The organism is Duganella alba (assembly GCF_009674495.1).
Taxonomy (GTDB): Bacteria; Pseudomonadota; Gammaproteobacteria; order Burkholderiales; family Burkholderiaceae_D; genus Rugamonas; species Rugamonas alba.
Map to the genome: position 1 here is coordinate 91,643 of NZ_WKJN01000016.1, position 20,173 is coordinate 111,815.

20 protein-coding genes are annotated in these 20,173 nt (G+C 62.0%); 7 read left to right on the top strand and 13 right to left on the bottom strand.

The window, feature by feature from the left end:
• Positions 1-273 precede the first annotated feature (273 nt).
• From secF to queA, 5 genes are all read right to left on the bottom strand, one after another.
• Positions 274-1,296 carry a protein translocase subunit SecF gene (gene secF, locus GJ695_RS17045; RefSeq protein ID WP_154360228.1) on the bottom strand — a complete coding sequence of 341 codons (1,023 nt, stop codon included), beginning with the start codon at positions 1,294-1,296 and terminating at the stop codon, positions 274-276.
• Positions 1,297-1,312: 16 nt separating this feature from the next.
• Entirely contained in the window at positions 1,313-3,175 is a 1,863-nt protein-coding gene (gene secD / locus GJ695_RS17050) for a protein translocase subunit SecD (protein WP_154366756.1), read from the bottom strand.
• Positions 3,176-3,234: 59 nt separating this feature from the next.
• The gene (gene yajC, locus GJ695_RS17055; protein WP_166455268.1) at positions 3,235-3,570 is read right to left on the bottom strand and encodes a preprotein translocase subunit YajC; all 336 of its coding nucleotides are present in this window, start codon (positions 3,568-3,570) and stop codon (positions 3,235-3,237) included.
• A 71-nt stretch (positions 3,571-3,641) separates the two neighbouring features.
• On the bottom strand, positions 3,642-4,781 hold the full coding sequence (gene tgt / locus GJ695_RS17060; protein ID WP_154360230.1) for a tRNA guanosine(34) transglycosylase Tgt: 1,140 nt from the start codon (positions 4,779-4,781) through the stop codon (positions 3,642-3,644).
• A gap of 2 nt (positions 4,782-4,783) precedes the next feature.
• A complete protein-coding gene (queA, locus tag GJ695_RS17065) occupies positions 4,784-5,809 on the bottom strand; it encodes a tRNA preQ1(34) S-adenosylmethionine ribosyltransferase-isomerase QueA (RefSeq protein WP_154366758.1) in 1,026 nt (341 codons plus the stop codon).
• Between the two features lie 71 nt (positions 5,810-5,880).
• Here queA and recG point away from each other — a divergent pair, with 71 nt between their 5' ends.
• Positions 5,881-7,947 carry an ATP-dependent DNA helicase RecG gene (gene recG, locus GJ695_RS17070; RefSeq protein ID WP_154366760.1) on the top strand — a complete coding sequence of 689 codons (2,067 nt, stop codon included), beginning with the start codon at positions 5,881-5,883 and terminating at the stop codon, positions 7,945-7,947.
• 185 nt (positions 7,948-8,132) lie between these two features.
• On the opposite strand, the gene GJ695_RS17075 is transcribed toward recG, so the two are convergent.
• From GJ695_RS17075 to pyrC, 4 genes are all read right to left on the bottom strand, one after another.
• Positions 8,133-9,344 carry an MFS transporter gene (locus tag GJ695_RS17075; RefSeq protein ID WP_154366762.1) on the bottom strand — a complete coding sequence of 404 codons (1,212 nt, stop codon included), beginning with the start codon at positions 9,342-9,344 and terminating at the stop codon, positions 8,133-8,135.
• A gap of 92 nt (positions 9,345-9,436) precedes the next feature.
• Positions 9,437-10,432, bottom strand: coding sequence for a Gfo/Idh/MocA family protein (locus GJ695_RS17080; protein WP_154366764.1), 996 nt, complete (start codon positions 10,430-10,432; stop codon positions 9,437-9,439).
• Between the two features lie 50 nt (positions 10,433-10,482).
• Entirely contained in the window at positions 10,483-11,280 is a 798-nt protein-coding gene (locus GJ695_RS17085; RefSeq protein ID WP_166455269.1) for a DUF3025 domain-containing protein, read from the bottom strand.
• Between the two features lie 4 nt (positions 11,281-11,284).
• Complete coding sequence (pyrC, locus tag GJ695_RS17090; protein WP_154366766.1) at positions 11,285-12,337, bottom strand: dihydroorotase; 1,053 nt, start codon at positions 12,335-12,337, stop codon at positions 11,285-11,287.
• 182 nt (positions 12,338-12,519) lie between these two features.
• Here pyrC and GJ695_RS17095 point away from each other — a divergent pair, with 182 nt between their 5' ends.
• The 3 genes from GJ695_RS17095 to GJ695_RS30655 are packed head-to-tail and all read left to right on the top strand — an operon-like array spanning position 12,520 to position 13,222.
• Positions 12,520-12,783 (top strand): AbrB/MazE/SpoVT family DNA-binding domain-containing protein, encoded by a 264-nt coding sequence (locus GJ695_RS17095; RefSeq protein ID WP_154366768.1) that lies wholly within the window; start codon positions 12,520-12,522, stop codon positions 12,781-12,783.
• 5 nt (positions 12,784-12,788) lie between these two features.
• Positions 12,789-13,097, top strand: a complete 309-nt coding sequence (locus GJ695_RS17100) for a type II toxin-antitoxin system VapC family toxin (RefSeq protein WP_154366770.1) — start codon at positions 12,789-12,791, stop codon at positions 13,095-13,097.
• Positions 13,055-13,222, top strand: coding sequence for a type II toxin-antitoxin system VapC family toxin (locus GJ695_RS30655; RefSeq protein ID WP_371866543.1), 168 nt, complete (start codon positions 13,055-13,057; stop codon positions 13,220-13,222). The genes GJ695_RS17100 and GJ695_RS30655 overlap by 43 nt, the downstream gene beginning before the upstream one ends.
• Before the next feature lie 36 nt (positions 13,223-13,258).
• Here GJ695_RS30655 and GJ695_RS17110 read toward each other — a convergent pair whose 3' ends face one another.
• Positions 13,259-13,984 carry an amino acid ABC transporter ATP-binding protein gene (locus tag GJ695_RS17110; RefSeq protein WP_154360238.1) on the bottom strand — a complete coding sequence of 242 codons (726 nt, stop codon included), beginning with the start codon at positions 13,982-13,984 and terminating at the stop codon, positions 13,259-13,261.
• Positions 13,985-14,191: 207 nt separating this feature from the next.
• Between GJ695_RS17110 and GJ695_RS17115 the strand changes: the two genes are divergently transcribed.
• Positions 14,192-15,436 carry a dicarboxylate/amino acid:cation symporter gene (locus tag GJ695_RS17115; protein WP_154366772.1) on the top strand — a complete coding sequence of 415 codons (1,245 nt, stop codon included), beginning with the start codon at positions 14,192-14,194 and terminating at the stop codon, positions 15,434-15,436.
• Between the two features lie 39 nt (positions 15,437-15,475).
• On the opposite strand, the gene GJ695_RS17120 is transcribed toward GJ695_RS17115, so the two are convergent.
• The gene (locus tag GJ695_RS17120) at positions 15,476-15,676 is read right to left on the bottom strand and encodes a hypothetical protein (RefSeq protein WP_154360240.1); all 201 of its coding nucleotides are present in this window, start codon (positions 15,674-15,676) and stop codon (positions 15,476-15,478) included.
• Positions 15,673-16,062 carry a hypothetical protein gene (locus GJ695_RS17125; protein ID WP_154366774.1) on the bottom strand — a complete coding sequence of 130 codons (390 nt, stop codon included), beginning with the start codon at positions 16,060-16,062 and terminating at the stop codon, positions 15,673-15,675. The genes GJ695_RS17120 and GJ695_RS17125 overlap by 4 nt, the downstream gene beginning before the upstream one ends.
• 190 nt (positions 16,063-16,252) lie before the next feature.
• Here GJ695_RS17125 and GJ695_RS17130 point away from each other — a divergent pair, with 190 nt between their 5' ends.
• A complete protein-coding gene (locus tag GJ695_RS17130; RefSeq protein WP_154366776.1) occupies positions 16,253-17,821 on the top strand; it encodes a family 43 glycosylhydrolase in 1,569 nt (522 codons plus the stop codon).
• Here GJ695_RS17130 and GJ695_RS17135 read toward each other — a convergent pair.
• Positions 17,818-19,653, bottom strand: a complete 1,836-nt coding sequence (locus tag GJ695_RS17135; RefSeq protein WP_154366778.1) for an ABCB family ABC transporter ATP-binding protein/permease — start codon at positions 19,651-19,653, stop codon at positions 17,818-17,820. The two genes, GJ695_RS17130 and GJ695_RS17135, sit on opposite strands and share 4 nt — an antisense overlap.
• A gap of 61 nt (positions 19,654-19,714) precedes the next feature.
• On the opposite strand from GJ695_RS17135, the gene GJ695_RS17140 reads away from it, so the two are divergent.
• Positions 19,715-20,164, top strand: a complete 450-nt coding sequence (locus GJ695_RS17140) for an acyl-CoA thioesterase (RefSeq protein WP_154366780.1) — start codon at positions 19,715-19,717, stop codon at positions 20,162-20,164.
• Positions 20,165-20,173: the final 9 nt, after the last annotated feature.

Genomic DNA, 20,173 nt, shown 5'->3' on the forward strand with positions numbered 1-20,173 from the left:
AGAGTAGATAAACATGCAAGCCCCATGCCAGCAGCCGCTACGGGCGTGGCATCCGCACTGCACCCGATTGGCCCATCCAGCCGCCTCATTACAGCGCACCAGCGCGACGGGGTTGACGTTGCATGAGCTTTGAAAGCCTGCGGCACCCGTGAAACCCGCACACCGCTGCGGCCAGGGGCAGACCCCGTACGGGGTCTGACCCTTTCGTTAGGGGTGCTTTCCAGTTGTACCCCTAAAAAAAAATCCCTCCGGGTGGAGGGATTTTTGGGAGACTTAAACCACCGCGCCGTCGGTTTCGTCTTTTTCCTTGATCGGCTTGATCAGGTCTTCACGCTTCACACCCAGCCACATGGCCACTGCGGCAGCCACGAACACCGACGAATAGATACCGAAGCAGATACCGATGGTCAGCGCCATCGCGAAGTAATGCAACGTCGGACCGCCCAGGAACAGCATCGACAGCACCATCATCTGCGTACAGCCGTGGGTGATGATGGTACGCGAGATGGTCGAGGTGATCGCGTTGTCGATCACTTCATGCACCGACGCCTTGCGCTGCTTGCGGAAGTTTTCGCGGATACGGTCGAAGATAACCACCGATTCATTCACCGAGTAGCCCAGCACCGCCAGCACGCCGGCCAGCACCGTCAGCGAGAACTCCCACTGGAAGAAGGCGAAGAAGCCAAGAATGATGACCACGTCGTGCAAGTTGGCGATGATCGCCGCCACCGCGAATTTCCACTCGAAGCGCACGGCCAGGTAGATCATCACGCCGATAATCACCATCACCAGCGCGTTCAAACCATTCTGCGCCAGCTCGTCGCCGACCTGCGGGCCGACGAATTCCACCTTCTGCAGCGACACCAGTTCAGCACCGGCGGTATCCGAACAAGCCTGCTTGACCACGTGCTCGCCCTTGGCGGTCACGGTGTCGATCTGCTTCATGGCGCCGCTTTCGGCCTTGCACAGCGCGTCGTACACCAGTGCCGAAGCATCCTTCGAGCTGACGTTCTTCACCACCGGCAGACGCAGCATCACGTCGTGGGCGGTGCCGAAGCCGGTGGCTTCAGGCTGTTCGTAGCCGATGGTTTCCAGCGTGTGGCGGATGCGTTCCAGATTGGCCGCCTGCTGGTATTTCAGCTCCATCACGGTGCCGCCGGTGAACTCCACCGAGAAGTGCAGGCCACGGTGCAGCAGGAAGAACACGGCCGCGACGAAGGTCAACGCCGAAACGACGTTGAACACCAGCGCGTGGCGCATGAACGGGATGTCTTTTTTAATGCGGAAAAATTCCATGTTCGATGCCCCTGATTTATTTCTGGCCCGGTACCCAGACGGTACCGATAGCGACGGATTGCAGCTTCTTCTTGCGGCCATACCAGAGGTTCACCACGCCACGCGAGATGAACACGGCGGAGAACATCGACGTCAGAATGCCCAGCGTGTGCACCACGGCGAAGCCGCGGATCGGACCGGAACCAAACACCCACAGCGCCACACCGACGATCAGCGTGGTGACGTTGGAGTCGATGATGGTGGCCCAGGCGCGGTCGAAGCCGGCGGCGATCGCCTGCTGCGGCGAGGCGCCGGAACGCAGCTCTTCACGGATACGCTCGTTGATCAGCACGTTGGAGTCAATCGCCATACCCAGCGCCAGCGCGATAGCGGCCATGCCCGGCAGGGTCAAGGTCGCCTGCATCAGCGACAGCAGCGCCACCAGCAGCAACAGGTTGCACGCCAGCGCGAACACGCTGAAGAAGCCGAACATCATGTAGTAGACCACCATGAAGATCGCGATGGCCGCGAAGCCGTACATGGTCGAATGCAGACCCTTGTTGACGTTCTCCGCGCCCAGCGCAGGGCCGATGGTGCGTTCTTCGATGATGTCCATCGGCGCCGACAGCGCGCCGGAGCGCAGCAGCAGCGCCAGCTCGGCCGAGTTCTCGGCATTGCCCATGCCGGTGATCTGGAAGCGGCTGCCCAGCTCACTCTGGATGGTGGCGACCGACAGCACTTCCGGCTTGCCTTTTTCGAACAGCACGATGGCCATTTTCTTGCCGACGCGCTCGCGGGTGGCGTCGCGCATGCGGCGGCCGCCGTCGCCGTTCAGGTCGATGCCGACCGCTGGCTGGTTGTTCGAGTCGAGGCTGGCCACGGCGCTGGAGATGTAATCGCCAGTCAGCACCACGTCCTTGGTCAATACCACCGGCACGCCTTTACCCACCGTGAACAGCTCCGAGTTGAACGGAATTGCCGCCGACAGTTCGGTGCCCGGCGTGATCGATTCGTCGACCATGCGCACTTCCAGCGTGGCGGTGCGGCCGATCACGGCGCGCGCGCGCGCCACGTCCTGCACGCCCGGCAGCTGGACCACGATGCGGTCTGGGCCTTGCTGCTGGATCACCGGTTCCGCCACGCCCAGCTCGTTGACGCGCTTGGACAGGGTGGAGATGTTCTGCTTGACGCCGTCATCGACGGTCTGCTTCAGCGCGGCCGGTTTCAGGCTCACCACCGTTTTCAGATCGCTGCCTTCGCCTGCGTCCACAAACGCCACGTCGGCCAGCTGGCCGGCCAGCACATCCTTGGCTTTCTGGCGCGTGGCGTCGTCGCGGAACTTGACTTCGATGGTGTCGCCCACGCGGTCGATGCCGGCGTGGCGCACGTTCTTGTCGCGCAGCGCGGCACGGGCCAGCGCCTGCATGCCCTGCACGCGCTTGGCCAGCACGGCCTTGGTGTCGACCTGCATCAGGAAGTGCACACCGCCGCGCAGATCGAGGCCGAGGTACATCGGCAGCGCGTGCAGGCTTTGCATCCATTTCGGCGTATCTTCCTGCAGATTCAGCGCCACCAGGTAGGTTGGGTCTTCAGGATCGGCGTTCAGGCCCTTTTCCAGCACCGACTTGGCCTGGAACTGGATGTCCGGCGTGGCGAAGCGCACGCGCACCGAAGTGTAGGCGCCGCTGCCGTCATAGGTCAGGCCGTTGTTGGCGATGCCGGCTTTGTTCAGCACGTCCGCGACCTTGGCCGTCATGTCCGAGGTCATCTTGACTGTCGACTTGCCGCTGGTGACCTGCACCGCCGGCGACTGGCCGAAGAAGTTCGGCGCGGTGTACAGCGCGCCCAACAGGATCGCGACCGCGATAAGGATGTATTTCCAGACTGGATAACGATTCATATAGCTCTAACGTTCAATGTAGACGTCAAAAGGCCCGCGCGGGCGCGGGCCAGTGGGAATTACAGGCTCTTCAGCGTGCCGTTTGGCAGCACCATCGTGATCGAGTTCTTTTGCACCACCAGTTCGGCGCCGCTGGAGATTTCCAGGGTCACGTAAGCGTCGGAGATCTTGGTGATCTTGCCCAGCACGCCGCCGGCGGTCACGACTTCATTGCCCTTGGCCAGCGCTTCCATCATGGCCTTTTGTTCCTTGGCGCGCTTCTGCTGAGGACGGATCATCAGGAAGTACATCGCCACGAACATCAGAATCAGGAAGCCATACTGGCCCAGGAAGCCGCCGCCGCCGAGGGCTTCGAGAGGATTGGATTGGGCATACGCGTTGGAAATGAGGAACACAGGTGACTCCGATATCTATAGTTTAAAAAACAGCGCTGTATTCTAGCACTGGCCGCACGGCGTCAGGACTTTTACACCCCGCGTGCGCGATCCGCGTGGAATTGCTGCACCCACGCCGGGAAGCGGTCGGCGTCCAGGGCGTCACGCATCTGCTGCATGATGTCCAGGTAATAGTGCAGATTGTGAATGGTGTTCAGGCGCGCGCCGAGGATTTCCTGGGTACGGTTCAGATGGTGATGGTAGGCGCGCGAGAAGTTCTTGCAAGCGTAGCAAGAGCAGGTCGGGTCATACGGCTCCTTGTCATCTTTATAACGGGCGTTCTTGATCTTGATGTCGCCGTAGCGGGTGAAGATCCAGCCGTTGCGGGCATTCCGGGTCGGCATCACGCAGTCGAACATATCGACGCCGTTGGACACGCCAGCCACCAGGTCTTCCGGCGTGCCGACGCCCATCAGATAGTGCGGCTTGTTGGCCGGCAGTTTCGGGCCGACGTGTTGCAGGATGCGCATCATGTCTTCCTTCGGCTCGCCGACCGACAGGCCGCCGATGGCCAGGCCGGGGAAGTCGATTTCTTCCAGGCCGGCCAGCGACTCATCGCGCAGGTTCTCGAACATGCCGCCCTGGACGATGCCGAACAGCGCGTTCGGGTTCTCGCCGCGGTGGAATTCGTCGTGCGAACGTTGCGCCCAGCGCAGCGACATGCGCATCGACTTGGCGGCTTCGTCCAGCGTGGCCGGACGGTTGTCGATTTCGTAAGGCGTGCATTCGTCGAACTGCATGACGATGTCGGAATTGAGCACGCGCTGGATCTGCATCGACACTTCCGGCGACAGGAACAGCTTGTCGCCGTTGATCGGCGAGTTGAAGTGCACGCCTTCCTCGGTGATCTTGCGCATCGCGCCCAGCGAAAACACCTGGAAACCGCCGGAGTCGGTCAGGATCGGCTTGTCCCAGCCCATGAAGTCGTGCAGGCCGCCGAACTTGGCCATGACGTCGTTGCCCGGACGCAGCCACAGGTGGAAGGTGTTGCCCAGGATGATCTGCGCATTGATTTCCTTCAGCTCCAGCGGCGACATCGCCTTGACCGAACCATAGGTGCCGACCGGCATGAAGATCGGGGTCTGGACCACGCCGTGGTTCAGTTTCACCTCGCCGCGGCGGGCCTTGGTCACGCCGGTGGTGTCGGTCTTGTGCAGTTTAAATTCCAGCATTGTTATTCCTTGTTCTGCGTCGTCAGCAGCATGGCGTCGCCATAGCTGAAGAAGCGGTATTCATTGGCGATCGCGTGGGCGTAGGCCTTGCGGATCTCTTCAAACCCGGCGAAGGCCGACACCAGCATCAGCAGCGTCGATTTCGGCAGGTGGAAATTGGTGATCAGACGGGTCACCGTCTTGAACCGGTAGCCCGGCGTGATGAACAGCGCCGTGTCCGCGCTGCCCGCCTCCAGCTGCCCGCTTTGCGAGGCCGACTCCAGCGCGCGCAGGCTGGTGGTGCCGACCGCCACCACGTCGCGCCCGGCGGCGCGCGTGGCGCGCACGGCGTCCACGGTTTCCTGCGGCATGGTGTACCACTCGGTGTGCATCTGGTGGTCCGACAGCTTCTCGTGACGCACCGGCTGGAAGGTGCCGGCGCCCACGTGCAGCGTGACGTAGGCGAAGTTGACGCCCTTGGCCTTCAGCTGTTCCAGCAGCTTCTCGTCGAAGTGCAGGCCGGCGGTCGGCGCGGCGACGGCGCCCGGCACCTTGTTGAACACGGTCTGGTAACGGGTTTCGTCGAACGAATCCGCATCGTGCTCGATGTACGGCGGCAGCGGCAGGCGGCCGTGCGCTTCGATCAGGTCGAACACGTCGGCATCGAAGTGCAGCGTGAAGAACTCGCCGGCGCGCTCACCGACGGTAACGTCGAAGGCATCGGCCAGGCGCATCTTGGTGCCGGCCAGCGGCGAGCGCGAGGCGCGCACCTGTGCCAGCACGGTGCGGTTGTCCAGCACGCGCTCGACCAATGCCTCCACCTTGCCGCCGCTCTCCTTGGTGCCGAAGAAACGCGCCTTCAGCACGCGGGTATTGTTCATCACCAGCAGGTCGCCGGCTTGCAGCAGATTGACGATGTCAGCGAACTGACGGTCGATGATCTGCTCGCCGTCCAGGTGCAGCAGACGGGAAGCGCTGCGATCTGGCAGCGGAAATTGCGCAATACGCTCTTGCGGCAAGTTAAAATCGAAATCGGAAAGCGAATACATGTGCGGACTCTGTTAAACAAAAATACGGTAGGCCTTACAATACCGGCGGCCAACCCTCTATTTTACGCCATATGCCTGTTTCACCGTCTAAAACTGCCAAGAAAACCGTCAGCCCCGAGGCCAAACTGGCCAAATTGGGCTTGCACACCGATATGGACCTGGTGCTGCACCTGCCCATGCGCTATGAAGACGAAACCCAGGTCATCAGCATCGAGGAAGCCCGGCTGCATGGCGGCGACACCTCCCAAGTTGAGGGCGTTGTCACCAAAAACGAGATCGCCTACAAGCCGCGCCGGCAGTTATTGGTCCACATCGCCGACGACACGGGCGATTTACAGCTGCGCTTCATGAATTTCTACGGCAGCCAGGTCAAGCAGCTGGCCGAGGGCACGCGGGTGCGTGCGCGCGGCGAATTGAAGCACGGCTTCTTCGGCGCCGAGATGGTGCATCCGGCCTACAAAGTGGTCAACGAGGGCGCGCCGCTGCCGACTTCCCTGACGCCGGTGTATCCGGCCGGCGAAGGTCTGTCGCAGCCGGTGCTGCGCAAAGCCATCGGCGAGGCCATGAAACGCGTCGACTGGACCGACACGCTGCCGGCCGAGCTGCGCAAGCAGCTGCAATTGTCGGAACTGGAACCGGCAGTGAAGCTGCTGCACTACCCGCCGCAGCAAGTGGACAACCACGCGCTGGCCGACCGCTCGCATCCCGCCTGGACGCGCGTGAAGTTCGACGAGCTGCTGGCGCAGCAGCTGTCGCTGAAACGTGCCCAGCGCGCGCGCCGGCTGAAAGGATCGCCGGCGCTGACGGTGATTGGCGCGCTGTCCAAAAGCTTCCAGGACGCCCTGCCCTTCAAGCTGACCAATGCGCAGCAGAAGGTGCTGAACGAAATCCGCGCCGACCTGCGCCAGCCGTTCCCGATGCAGCGCCTGCTGCAAGGGGACGTCGGCAGCGGCAAGACCGTGGTGTCGGCACTGGCGGCCGCACAGGCCATCGACAGCGGCTACCAGGCCGCGCTGATGGCGCCGACCGAGATTCTGGCCGAACAGCACTTCCGCAAGATCGCCGCGTGGATGGAGCCGTTGGGCGTGAAAGTCGCATGGCTCAGCGGCAGCTTGAAGAAAAAGGACAAGCAGGCTGCGTATGACCTGATCGAATCCGGCGAAGCGCGGCTGGTGGTGGGCACGCACGCGCTGCTGCAGGATGTGGTGACGTTCTCCAACCTGGGCCTGGTCATCGTCGACGAGCAGCACCGCTTTGGCGTCGGCCAGCGCCTCGTGTTGCGCAACAAGGGCAACGAAGGCGAAGTACCGCACCAGTTGATGATGTCGGCCACGCCGATCCCGCGCACACTGGCGATGACCTACTACGCCGACCTGGAAGTATCGGTGATCGACGAACTGCCGCCGGGCCGCAGCCCGATCGTCACGCGCACCATTGACCAGAACCGACGCGACGAAGTGATCGAACGCGTACATGCCGCGGCGCAGGAAGGCCGGCAGGTCTACTGGGTCTGTCCGCTGATCGAGGAATCGGAAGCGCTGCAACTGCAAACCGCCACCGACACGCACGCCCTGCTGGCGGAAGCGCTGCCGGACCTGAACATCGGCCTGGTGCACGGCCGCCTGAAGACGGCGGAGAAGCAGGGAGTGATGGACGCCTTCATCGCCAACGAGATGCAGGTGCTGGTCGCCACCACGGTGATCGAGGTGGGCGTGGACGTGCCGAATGCATCGCTGATGGTAATCGAACACGCCGAGCGTTTCGGCCTGTCGCAGCTGCACCAGTTGCGCGGCCGCGTAGGGCGAGGCTCGGCGGCGTCGGTGTGCCTGCTGCTGTACCAAAGCCCGCTGGGCCAGATCGCCAAGCAGCGCCTGATGACGATGCGCGAAACCACCGACGGCTTCGAGATCGCCCGCCGCGACCTGGAGATACGCGGCCCCGGCGAATTCCTCGGCGCGCGCCAGTCCGGCCAGGCCATGCTGCGCTTCGCCGACCTGGAAACCGACGGCTGGCTGGTCGACCAGGCGCGCGACGTTGCCCACGACCTGCTGCATGCCAACAGCCCGGAAAAAGCCGCCACCGTCGAAGCCCATCTCGCCCGCTGGCTAGGCGGCCGCGAAGAGTTCCTGAAAGTCTAAAACCGGGGTCAGTGCCGACATTCGGACACGAGCTCTGCTCATGTCCGAATGTCGGCACTGACCCCGGTTTTAGAAGCACAGGTAGATGCGGTTGGCGAGATCCACCACGAAGTCTGGCCGCAGATATGCCGCGAACACCAGCGCCAGCACAACGGCGATGGCGGCGCGCAGCAGCCAGGCTTTCATCACGCCGCCTTCAGGCGCGCCAGCGGCCGCTCGTTGATCGGCAGGTTGACCAGGCCGGCCATCACGCCCAGCGCAATGGCGATGGCCCACACGACATCATAGTTACCCTGCGCCGCGTACAGATAACCGCCCAGCCACACGCCCAGGAAGCTGCCCAACTGGTGCGAGAAGAACACAATCCCCGCCAGCATCGACATATGCTTGACGCCGAACACGCCGGCAATGATGCCGTTCGTGAGCGGCACCGTCGACAGCCACAGCACGCCCATCGCCGCCGCAAACAGATACACCGATAGCGGCATCAATGGCGCCAGCAGGAACAGCGAAATCACCACCGCACGCGAGAAGTAAATGGTCGACAGCAGATAACGCTTGGGCAGCCGTCCACCCAGCTTGCCCGCATAGTACGATCCAAAGATATTGAACAATCCAATCAACGCCAGCGCCAGCACGGCAACGTTAGGATTGGCGATGCCCTTGTCGCGCAAATACGCCGGCAAGTGCACGCCAATGAACACCACCTGAAAACCACACACGAAATAGCCCGCCAGGAGAAGCAGGAAGGAACGATTGCCCAGCGCCTCGCCAGCCGCCTCGCGGATACTCTGCTGCGGCCCATGCGCATGCTCCACCGCCGGCTCGCGCAGATAGAAGGCCATCGGCACCATCAACAGCACCAGCAAGCCGCCCAGGATGTAGAAGGCGTTCTGCCATCCCACGGCGGAAATGAGCTGCTGCTCGACCGGCATCATCATGAACTGGCCGAAGGAACTGGCTGCCCCCGAAATGCCGAACGCCCACGATCGCTTCTCCGGCGGCGCCACGCGGCCGATGATGCCGCTCACCGCGCCAAACGCAGTACACGCCAGGCCAAAGCCGACAAACAGCCCGGTGCCCAGTACGAACATGGTGGGATCGGTCACCAGCGCCATCCAGAACAGGCCGGCCGCATAGCTGACCGCGCCCACCAGCACCACGCGCATGGTGCCGAAGCGGTCCGCCGCCATGCCGGCGAACGGGCCGAACGCGCCCCACATCAGATTTTGCATGGCCTGTGCCAGCGAATAGGTCTCGCGCGTCCAGCCGTTGGCTTGCGAGATCGGCTGCATCCAGAAGCCGAAACCGTGGCGCACGCCCATGGCCAGCGTCAGGACGACGCCGGTGGCGAGCAGCACGGTTTTCAAGGAAGGCGTGCGGTCAGCAACGAACATGGTTTATCCCCGTTATTAAATTCATATCCGAAGATTGTAACCAGTTCGCGCCGGCCGCGCTGAGGTGCTGAGGTGCTGAGGTGCTTAGCTGCTTAGGCGTCGGCGGGATAACGCAAGCCGATCTGCGCGCGGATGTCGTCCAGAGTGCCCATCAGCGCCAGCGTTTCGGCGTGGGGCATCACCGGGCTCTCGATCAAGCCGGCGCGCAGGCAGCGGCCCACCTCCTGCGCTTCGTGCGTGTAGCCGTTGCCGGACTTCGGCAGCGACAGCGTGCGCTCGTTGCGCGAGGCGCCATCCACCAGCGTGACGGTGATGGTGTCGGTATTGTGGAAGCGGTCGTGCAGGCGCACGAAGCCCTTGGTGCCGGAGATAGTCAACTCGGTCGGCGTGCGCGAACGCAGGCTGCATGCGCAGGACGACACGCCGCCGCCTTCATGCGTCAGCGTGAACGCGGTTTGCATGTCGACGCCGGTGGCGGCCATTTCCGCCTGCGCCCTCACGCCGGTGACAGCGCCCATGAAGAACGACGACATCGACAACGGATAAATACCGAGGTCCAGCAACGCGCCGCCGCCCAGCTCCGGCGCAAACAGGCGGTGCTCCGGGCCGACGTCGGCGGTGAAGCCGAAATCCGCCGTCACATTGGCCGGCTTGCCGATCTCACCGCTGTCGACAATGCGCTTGGCCTCGACCACCGACGGCATGAAGCGCGTCCACATCGCCTCCATGACGAACAGATTTTTCGCACGCGCCAGGCTGATGATGTCCTCGGCCTGGCGGCGGTTCATGGTGAACGACTTCTCCACCAGCACCGCCTTGCCGCCGTTAAGGCACATCAGCGCGTTCTCATGGTGCATCGGATGCGGCGTGCCGATGTAGATCACATCGACATCGGGATCATCGGCCAGCGCCTGGTAGCTGCCGTGAAAACGCTCGGCACCGTACTCCTGGCCGAACTTGGTAGCGCTATCTACGGCGCGCGAAGCGACGGCCACCAGTTTTGCGTCCGGCGTGTCCCGCAAAGCGGTGGCGAAGGCCTTGGCGATTTTGCCCGTGCCCAGAATACCCCAGCGAATTACCTGCGTCATGGCGTGTTCTTTCTGCCGCGTCGGCGGCGTGTTGGTTGGTGTTGGAACGGCTATTTTACTGCGGCTTCGCGCTTCGGGCGGAACACCGTTGCGTCGGCGTAGAAGGCTTGGTCCTGCTCCGGCCACCAGCCCGGCACGCCCAGCGCCTGCATCGGCGTGAAGCCGGCGGTGCTCAAGCCGTCTTCGGCCAGTTGCTGCGCGACCGTGGCGTCGAGCCATGCGCGGCGGCCTTCGTGGTCCAGCGCGAAGAAATCATCACCCGCCAGCACCACGCGCGTGTGCGCGGTGATGGCCTTGCGCGGCGCGACCAGCTTTTCCATCAGCGCGTGGCCGAACAGCCAGACTTGCGCGTCGGGACCGAAGCCGGCGCGGCGCGTGAGGAAGGCTTCCTGCCAGCGGTGTCCTCGCAGCGCATCGACCAGCGCATGACCATCGGCGTTGTCGCGCACCACCAGCAGCGCGGCGTTTTCATCGAAGATGGTGGCGGCGTCGCGCGCCGGGCCGCGTGACTTGCCCACGCCGTCCAATGCGATCTGTGCCGCCTGCAAGGCGTTCAGCTGCACTTTGATGCGCGGGAAGGTCAGCCATACCAGGCCGTTGAAGAAGTCGTGGAAGTTGTCGCGCGTCGGCACGCAGCCGGTGGCGCCGATGTGCTCTTCGTAGGCCGTGCCGTCCGGCAGATCTTCCTGCGGCACGAAGGAAATCGGCAGACCGAGGTGATTGCGCAGGCCCAGTGCGGCGGCCTGCTTGCAGAATTCATCGCGGAAGTGCGCCTCCGCCGACAAGCGTCCAGCCGCGCCGCGTACCGATTCGTACCACGGGCGTGACCAGTCGACTGCGTCCAGCACTTGCTTACACCATTTTCCAGTTGATGGTTTCGCCGGCGTTCAGCGGCACCACTTCCTGCTCGGCCAGCGGCAGCGTTTCCGGCATGGTCCATTGTTCGCGCTTGAGGGTGATGGTGCCCTCGTTGCGCGGCAGGTTGTAGAAGGCCGGTCCGTTGAAGCTGGCGAAGGCTTCCAGCTTGTCCAGCGCGCCGGCGCGTTCGAAGGCTTCGGCATACAGCTCCATCGCGTGCAGCGCGGTGTAGCAGCCGGCGCAACCGCATGCGGCTTCCTTGGCGCCCTTGGCGTGCGGCGCCGAGTCGGTGCCGAGGAAGAAGCGTTCGTCGCCGCTGGTGGCGGCGGTGACCAGCGCCAGGCGGTGCTCTTCGCGCTTCAGCACCGGCAGGCAGTAGTAGTGAGGACGGATGCCGCCCTTGAAGATGTCGTTACGGTTGTACAGCAAGTGATGCGCGGTGATGGTCGCGGCGATCGGGCCTTCGGCTTCGGCCACGTATTGCGCGGCGTGCTTGGTGGTGATATGTTCGAAGACGATGTTCAGCGCCGGGAAGTCGCGGCGCAGCGGGCGCATCACTCGCTCGATGAACACGGCCTCGCGGTCGAACAGGTCGATGTCCTGGTCGGTGACTTCGCCATGGACCAGGAACGGCATGCCCAGTTCCTGCATCTTTTCCAGCGTCTTGTAGCAGTTGGACAGGTCGGTCACGCCGGCGTCCGAATTGGTGGTGGCGCCGGCCGGATACAGCTTCACCGCGTGGACGATGCCGCTGTCCACGGCGCGCACGATTTCATCGGGCTGCGTGTTGTTGGTCAGGTAGAGCGTCATCAGCGGCTCGAAGTTCAGGCCTTCCGGCAGCGCGGCCATGATGCGCTCGCGATAGGCGACAGCAGCGGCGGTGGTGGTCACCGGCGGTTTCAGATTCGGCATCACGATGGCGCGGCCGAACTGGCGGGCGCTGTGCGGCAGCACGCTGGCCAGCGTCGCGCCGTCGCGCAGATGCAGGTGCCAGTCGTCTGGGCGGGTGATGGTGATGCTGTCGGGAGTAGTGGCGAGGTCGGACATGGCGGCAGGCTTTCAAAACACGAATAGCCGACATTTTACCTCGTTGCGCGGGTCGCTTGACAGTGCGTATGCCCAACCCACGGAACAAAAATCTTCAGCAGGCGGGGAACGAAATGAACGCTTGGCGGTCTCAAGAAAATGAGCGTGTTCAAATTATCCTGACTCCTGCACCGGAGACGAGCATGAATAAGATCCGTTTAGAAAGACATCGTCAACTAACGTTGCCTGCAGAGATAGTCGAAAAAGCGCATTGGCAATATGGCGACCTACTTGAAATTAGCTACGCCAATGGAGTAGTTATTCTCACTTCAATTAGAAAGCTTCCGGAGAAAACCATCGTAAAATCGCTGATGGACTATGCCGGAGCCTGCAAAGGTGCGTGGGGAAACACTCCTGAAGAAGTCGAAGCCACTATGGCAGAAGACCGCGAATCATGGGACAGATAGTTAGCATGTTGAAGGCCATGCATGGTCATAAAGTGTATGTCGACACCAATGTCTTCATATATTTTCTGGAGCAGAACGCCGATTTTTTTGCAGCCGTAGAGCCGATCATACAAGCGATCGATTGCAAAGAATTACAAGGATTCACAGGCGAGATAACCATAGCGGAGACCTTGGTAGGTCCCTACCGCAACGGTAACCCTTTGCTTATCGCTAATGCACTAGGATTTTTAGCGGCAGCAGCTTTCTCACAATTCTTCCCCACGACAAATTCATTTTTGATTGTGCCGCGCAACTACGCGCTGCACACAAGATAAAACTTGTCGACGCCGTTCATCTGGCAACAGCACTCAGGGCGGCCTGCCGATTCTTCATCACGAACGACAAAGCCATGCGCTCAACGGGCAGCTTGAGTGTTGTGCAGTTGGGTAGTTTGCTGTAGCACTCAACGACGAACTATTTCCATATGGAAATATAATCAGTGGATGATGCGCGCCAGGAAGTCGCGGGCGCGGTCGGTTTTGGGCGCCTGGAAGAATTCGTCCTTGCCGCTGTCTTCCAGAATCGCGCCCTGGTCCATGAACACCACGCGGTTGGCGACTTTGCGGGCGAAGCCCATTTCGTGGGTCACCACCATCATGGTCATGCCCTCTTGCGCCAGGCCGACCATCACATCCAGCACTTCGTTGATCATTTCCGGGTCCAGCGCCGAGGTCGGTTCGTCGAACAGCATGGCGATCGGGTCCATGGCCAGTGCGCGGGCGATCGCCACCCGCTGCTGCTGCCCGCCGGACAACTGGCCGGGGAACTTGTCCTGCTGCGCCAGCAGGCCGACGCGGTCCAGGTACTGCAAACCGCGCGCATTGGCTTCGTCCGCGCTGCGGCCCAGCACCTTGATCTGGCCCAGGGTCAGGTTGTCGCGCACCGACAAATGCGGGAACAGCTCGAAGTTCTGGAACACCATGCCGATGCGCGCGCGCAGCGCGGGCAGATCGGTGTTTTTGGCGCCGACCGAGGTGCCGTCAACGATAATTTCGCCCTGCTGGAACGGTTCCAGCCCGTTGACGGTCTTAATCAGGGTCGACTTGCCGGAGCCGGACGGCCCGCAAATCACCATCACATCGCCTTTTTTGACACCGGTCGTGCAGTCTTTCAGCACCTGGAATTGACCATACCACTTGCTGATGTTTTTGATTTCGATCATAAGTAAATAGATTATTTTGCGGCTCGTTGTGGCCCTGCCGCGCGCTTGACAGCGCCCGTGCCCACAAGGATACTGCGGAACTTGCCAATAGTTTCAGCAGCCGGCACACCTAAAACCGGCTGTTGCCATCGCTAAGAAGAACGCAGCGGCGGCCACCCTGCTCGCTGCGCAGGCCCAGAGAGACACTACCACAGGAAGCCCGAACACATGAACAAACAAAGCCGATTGACCACCTACATCCTCATCGGACTGGCGCTAGGCGTCATCACCGGCTATCTCGCCTACGGCAACATGACCGAGGCCGGCCGGATCAACCTGGCTGATACGTTGACGCTGATTACCACCCTGTTCCTGCGCCTGATCAAGATGATCATCGCGCCGCTGGTATTTTCCACGCTGGTGTGCGGCATTGCCAAGATGGGCGATGCGACCGCCGTCGGCCGCGTCGGCATCAAAACGCTGGGCTGGTTCTTCATCGCCTCGGTGATGTCGCTGACGCTGGGCCTGATCCTGGTCAACCTGTTCCGTCCGGGCGACGCGCTGCTGGGCCACATGGCCGCCACCGCCGCCAAGACCGACCTGGCCACCTCCAGCCTGACGCTGAAAGACTTCGTCACCCACCTGGTGCCGGCGTCCATCGTCGAAGGCATGGCCAAGAACGAGATCCTGCAGATCGTGATCTTCTCGCTGTTCTTCGGTTCGGCCGCCGCTGCGGTCGGTCCGAAAGCCAATGTGCTGATCGAAGCGCTGGACGGCGTCGCCCATGTGATGCTGAAGGTTACCGGCTACGTGATGAAATTCGCGCCGTTCGCGGTATTCGCGGCGGTGGCCGGCACCATCGCCAAGAGCGGCCTGGGCGTGCTGTCGACCTACGGCGTGTTCATGGCCGAGTTCTACTTCGGTATCGCGATGCTGTGGGCGCTGCTGATCTTCATCGGCTTCCTGTTCCTGAAAGGCCGCATCTTCGCGCTGATGCGTGAAATGCGCAGTCCGGCGCTGCTGGCGTTCTCGACCGCGTCGAGCGAAGCGGCGTATCCGAAAACGCTGGAAGGCCTGGAGCGTTTCGGCGTGCGCAACCGCATCGCCTCGTTCGTGCTGCCGATCGGCTACTCGTTCAACCTGGACGGCTCGATGATGTACTGCACCTTCGCCACCGTGTTCATCGCGCAGGCGTATGGCATCGAGATGTCGCTGGGCCAGCAGATGACCATGATGGCGGTGCTGATGCTGACCTCGAAGGGCATGGCCGGCGTGCCGCGCGCCTCGCTGGTGGTGATCGCCGCGACGCTGGGCCAGTTCAACATTCCGGAAGCCGGCATGCTGCTGTTGCTGGGCATCGACCACTTCCTCGACATGGCGCGTTCCGCGACCAACGTCATCGGCAACGGCATCGCCACCGCCGTCGTCGCCAAGTGGGAAGGCGAGATGGACCCGCCGAAAGAAGCGGTGTAATCTACGCCAGACAAGGCCACCTTCGGGTGGCCTTTTTCATTACAGCCAGGTGCGTTTGCCTTCCGGCTTGGCGCCCATCTCCCGCAACCGGCGCCGCAGGCGGGCGTTGTCCGCGATGGTACAAATCAGCGTCAGCAAGATGATGATGTTGAGCGCGTCGCTGCCGAAGTACCTGAAGAACAGCGCTGCGCCGCCGGCGCAAAGCAGTCCGGCAATCAATAACATCAATCCGTCTTTCATTTTCTCCTCCGTTTATAAATCTCCGGATGGCGCACCAGCAGTCCCGGCAACCAAGGACGATGTAAGTGATTCATCTGCGCGTTAAGCAAGACATCGGCAATAGAAGTGCCGCTCGCCAAACTTCTGCCGGTAGCCACCGCAATACTCCCAATGACGGCACCAACGTAAAACGATGCACTCATGGCGCCGATGACAGCCAACTTTTCGCCCCGAATGCCAGCGCCAATCATTTCCATAACCGTCACTTTTTTCCCAAACCGCTCAAGTAGCGCAATCAGGGTGGACGCCGAACCAAGCGCTAGCTGAGCGTTACCATACAGGCTTTCCGGGGCTGGCAAGCCGAGGGCGTCCATATTCTCTTTGAAGTACGTGTAAAAGTCAGACATAAAAACCTCCTTGTTGATGAACATGTCATCGGAGGGTAGTCCGCAAAAACATGATGCACCTTGCTGCAACTCATAGCAAGCAAGCGCGGCGCTTGCGCGGAATCGTTATCCTGCTTGGCGGTTTTCGTAATTGCGATGGCACAGGCATTGATGCACCATCGAGGAATAATTCTATGACGGTGGAGACGATATGACTGCTTCGCGGCGCACTGCGCTGAAGACTTTGCTGGCCGGCGCGGCGATGGCGCCGCAACTGGCGACGGCGGCGGCCGAGCCGAAATGGGGACGCGGCGTCGAAGGCCAGCACAAGGCGGACCTGGACAACGGCACCTTCCTCAACCCCATCCTCGCCGGCGACCATCCCGATCCCACCATCCTCAAGGACGGCGACGATTACTACATGACGTTTTCGTCCTTCCTGGCCTACCCCGGCGTCATCATCTGGCACTCGCAGGATCTGGTGAACTGGCAGCCCATCGGCCCGGCGCTGACCAAGCCGCTCGGCAGCATCTGGGCCATGGACCTGGTCAAGCACAAGGGCCGCTACTACATCTACATCCCCGCCGGCAGCAGCATCTATGTGATCTGGTCCGACGACATCAAAGGCCCATGGAGCGATCCGATCGACCTCAAGATCGAAGGCGCCATCGATCCCGGCCACGCCGTCGGCGAAGACGGCAAGCGCTACCTGTTCGTCAACGGCGTGCGTCGCATCGCCCTCACCGACGACGGCCTGGCCACCGCCGGCAAGCTGGAAAAAGTCTACGAGCCATGGCGCTACCCGCAGGACTGGGTGGTCGAAATGTTCGCGCCCGAGGGCCCCAAGCTGCTCAAGCGCGGCGAATGGTTTTACCTGGTGATGGCGGTCGGCGGCACTTCCGGTCCTCCGACCAGCCACATGGTGATCGCCGCCCGCTCGCGCTCCATCCACGGCCCATGGGAAAACCATCCGCACAATCCGCTGGTGCGCACCCGCAGCGCCGAAGAGAAATGGTGGTCGCGCGGCCACGCCACGCTGGTCGAAGGCCCGGCCGGCGACTGGTGGATGGTCTACCACGGCTACGAAAACGGCTACCGCACGCTGGGCCGCCAATGCCTGCTCGAACCGATCGAATGGACCAGCGACGGCTGGTTCAAAGCCAAAGGCGGCGACCTGTCCGCGCCACTGCCGATGCCGAAGAAAGGCAAGGCAGTCCCGCACAACTTCGCCAAGTCAGACGATTTCAACACCCTGCGATTCGGCGTGCAATGGAGCTTCTTCAATCCGGGACCGGATGAAATGAAACGCGTGCAGCACACGCCGGGTGTGCTGGCCATTCGCGGCAAAGGCACGTCGCCGGTGGACTCGTCGCCGCTGACCTTCATCGCCGGCGACCGCGCCTACGAAGCCACCATCACGCTCGACATCGGCGCCGATGCCGAAGGCGGCCTGCTATTGCACTACAACGAGCGCGCCTACGTCGGCATCGGCTTCACGCCGACGCAAATGAAGACCTTCCAGCACTCGCAGGAACAAAGCTGGATGCGCGAGAAGATGGATGTCTCCACGGTGCATATCCGCGTCCGCAACGACCGCCACATCGTCACCTTCCACTACTCGCTGGACGGGAAGAACTGGGTGCAGCATCCATGGCAGATGGAAGTCTCCGGCCTGCACCACAATGTGTTCGGCGGCTTCGCCAGCCTGCAACCAGGCATCTACAGCGCGGGAACAGGCGTGGTGAAGATGCGCGATTTCCAGTATCGCGCGCTGGCTTAGACGACGGCGTCCTCTTCGTCCGCCTCATCCGCCTTGGCCTGCTGGCGCTCCCACATCTGGGCGTACAGGCCATTGGCCGCCAGCAGCGATTGATGCGTGCCGCGTCCCACAATGCGGCCGTGGTCCAGCACCAGGATCTGCTGCGCGTCGGCCACGGTGGACAGGCGGTGCGCGATCACCATCGTCGTGCGCGTGCGCGAGATTTCCTTCAACTGTGCCTGGATCGCCTGTTCGGCCTTGGAGTCCAGCGCCGACGTGGCTTCGTCGAAGATCAGAATGGCGGGATTCTTCAGCAGCGTGCGCGCGATCGCCACGCGCTGCTTCTCGCCGCCGGAGAGCTTCAGGCCGCGCTCACCCACCATGGTCTTGTAGCCGTCCGGCAGACTGTCGATGAAATCGTGGATCGATGCGGCGCGCGCGGCGGCCACGATCTCGTCGTGCGTGGCGCCCGGCTTGCCGTAGGCGATGTTGTATTCGATGGTGTCGTTGAACAGCACCGTATCCTGCGGCACGATGCCGATCGCATGGCGCACCGAATCCTGTGTCAGCGAGCGCAAATCCTGGCCATCGATGGTGATGCCGCCGGCGTTCACCTCGTAGAAGCGGAACAGCAGGCGTGACAAGGTGGACTTGCCGGAACCGCTGTGTCCCACCACCGCCGTCGTGGTGCCCGGCGGGATGGTGAAGTCCACATCGAACAGGATCTGGCGCTTCGGATCGTAGCTGAAGTCCACGTGGTTGAAGCGCACCTGCGCGCCGTGCGTCACCAGCGGCTGTGCATCCGGCGCATCGGCGATCTCGCGGTTCTGGTCCAGCAGCGAGAACAGTTTTTCCATGTCGGCCAGGCTTTGCTTGATTTCGCGGTAGATCACGCCGAGGAAGTTGAGCGGAATGTAGAGCTGGATCATGAAGGAGTTGACCAGCACCAGATCACCCAAGGTCATCTTGCCTTCAATGACGCCAACGGTGGCGCGCCACAGGATCAGCGTCACCGCCACCGCGATGATCATCGACTGGCCGGTGTTCAGCAGCGACAGCGACGTTTGCGACTTGACGGCGGCGCTTTCATAGTTCTGCAAGCCTTCGTCGTAGCGCTTGGCCTCGTACTCCTCGTTGCCGAAGTATTTCACCGTTTCATAGTTGATCAGCGAGTCGATGGCCTTGGTGTTGGCCTTCGAATCCAGCTCGTTCATCGTGCGGCGGAAGTGCGTGCGCCAGTTGGTGATGATGATGGTGAAGCTGATATACGACACCAGCGCCACAAAGGTGATCACCGAGAACCAGATGTCGTAGTGCGTGACCAGGTAGCCGAGCACCAGCGTGATCTCCACCAGCGTCGGCAGGATGTTGAACAGCGTGTACGAGATCAGCGAACCGACGGCGCGCGTGCCGCGCTCGATATCGCGCGTCATGCCGCCGGTCTGACGGTTCAGGTGGAAGCGCAGCGACAGCGCATGCAAATGGCGAAACACCTGCAGCGCGATGGTGCGCACCGCGCGCTGCGTCACGCGCGCGAACAGGAACTCGCGCAACTCGGTAAACAGCGTGGTCGACACCCGCAGCACGCCATACGCCACCAGTGCGCCCAGCGGCAGCACCAGCAAGGCCTGTGGATGGGATGGAGAAATGGTCAGCGAATCGATCAGCTTCTTCATCACCACCGGCACGCCGACGTTGGCCAGCTTGGCGCCGACCAGGCAGGCCAGGGCCAGCAGCACGCGCCATTTGTAGACAAACAGATAGGGCAACAGGGTTTTTAAGGTAGCGGTATCGCTGCGGGTGGGAGCGGCTTTGCTGGCGGAGGCTGGCGGGGATTCGGAGTAACGGCGCATGGCGGATATCGGCTTTTTATGGTTCAATCCCGATAATTGTAGCCCCTGAAGAGAAATCACGATGACCACGCCCGAAAATCCCACCCCAATCGCTGTTACCACCATCAACCGCGGCCTGCCCGCCGGGAAGATGCCGGAACTGCGCATGATGCCTTCGCCATCGGACGCCAACGTCTACGGCGACGTGTTCGGCGGCTGGATCATGGCCCAGGTGGACATCGCCGGCTCGCTGCCGGCCACGCGTCGCGCCAATGGCCGCGTCGCCACCATCGCCGTGAATTCCTTCGTGTTCAAGAATCCGGTGTTCGTCGGCGACCTGCTGTCGTTCTATGCTGATATTACCAAGGTTGGCAATACGTCCATTACCGTGCAGGTCGAGGTGTATGCTGAACGCAACCGCCTGCAAGCCGACACCGTGAAAGTGACCGAGGCCACGCTGACCTATGTCGCCACCGATTCCGACCGCAAGCCGCGCAAGGTGCCACCGATCGAAACGCTGATCCTCTCCTGAGCGCACGCG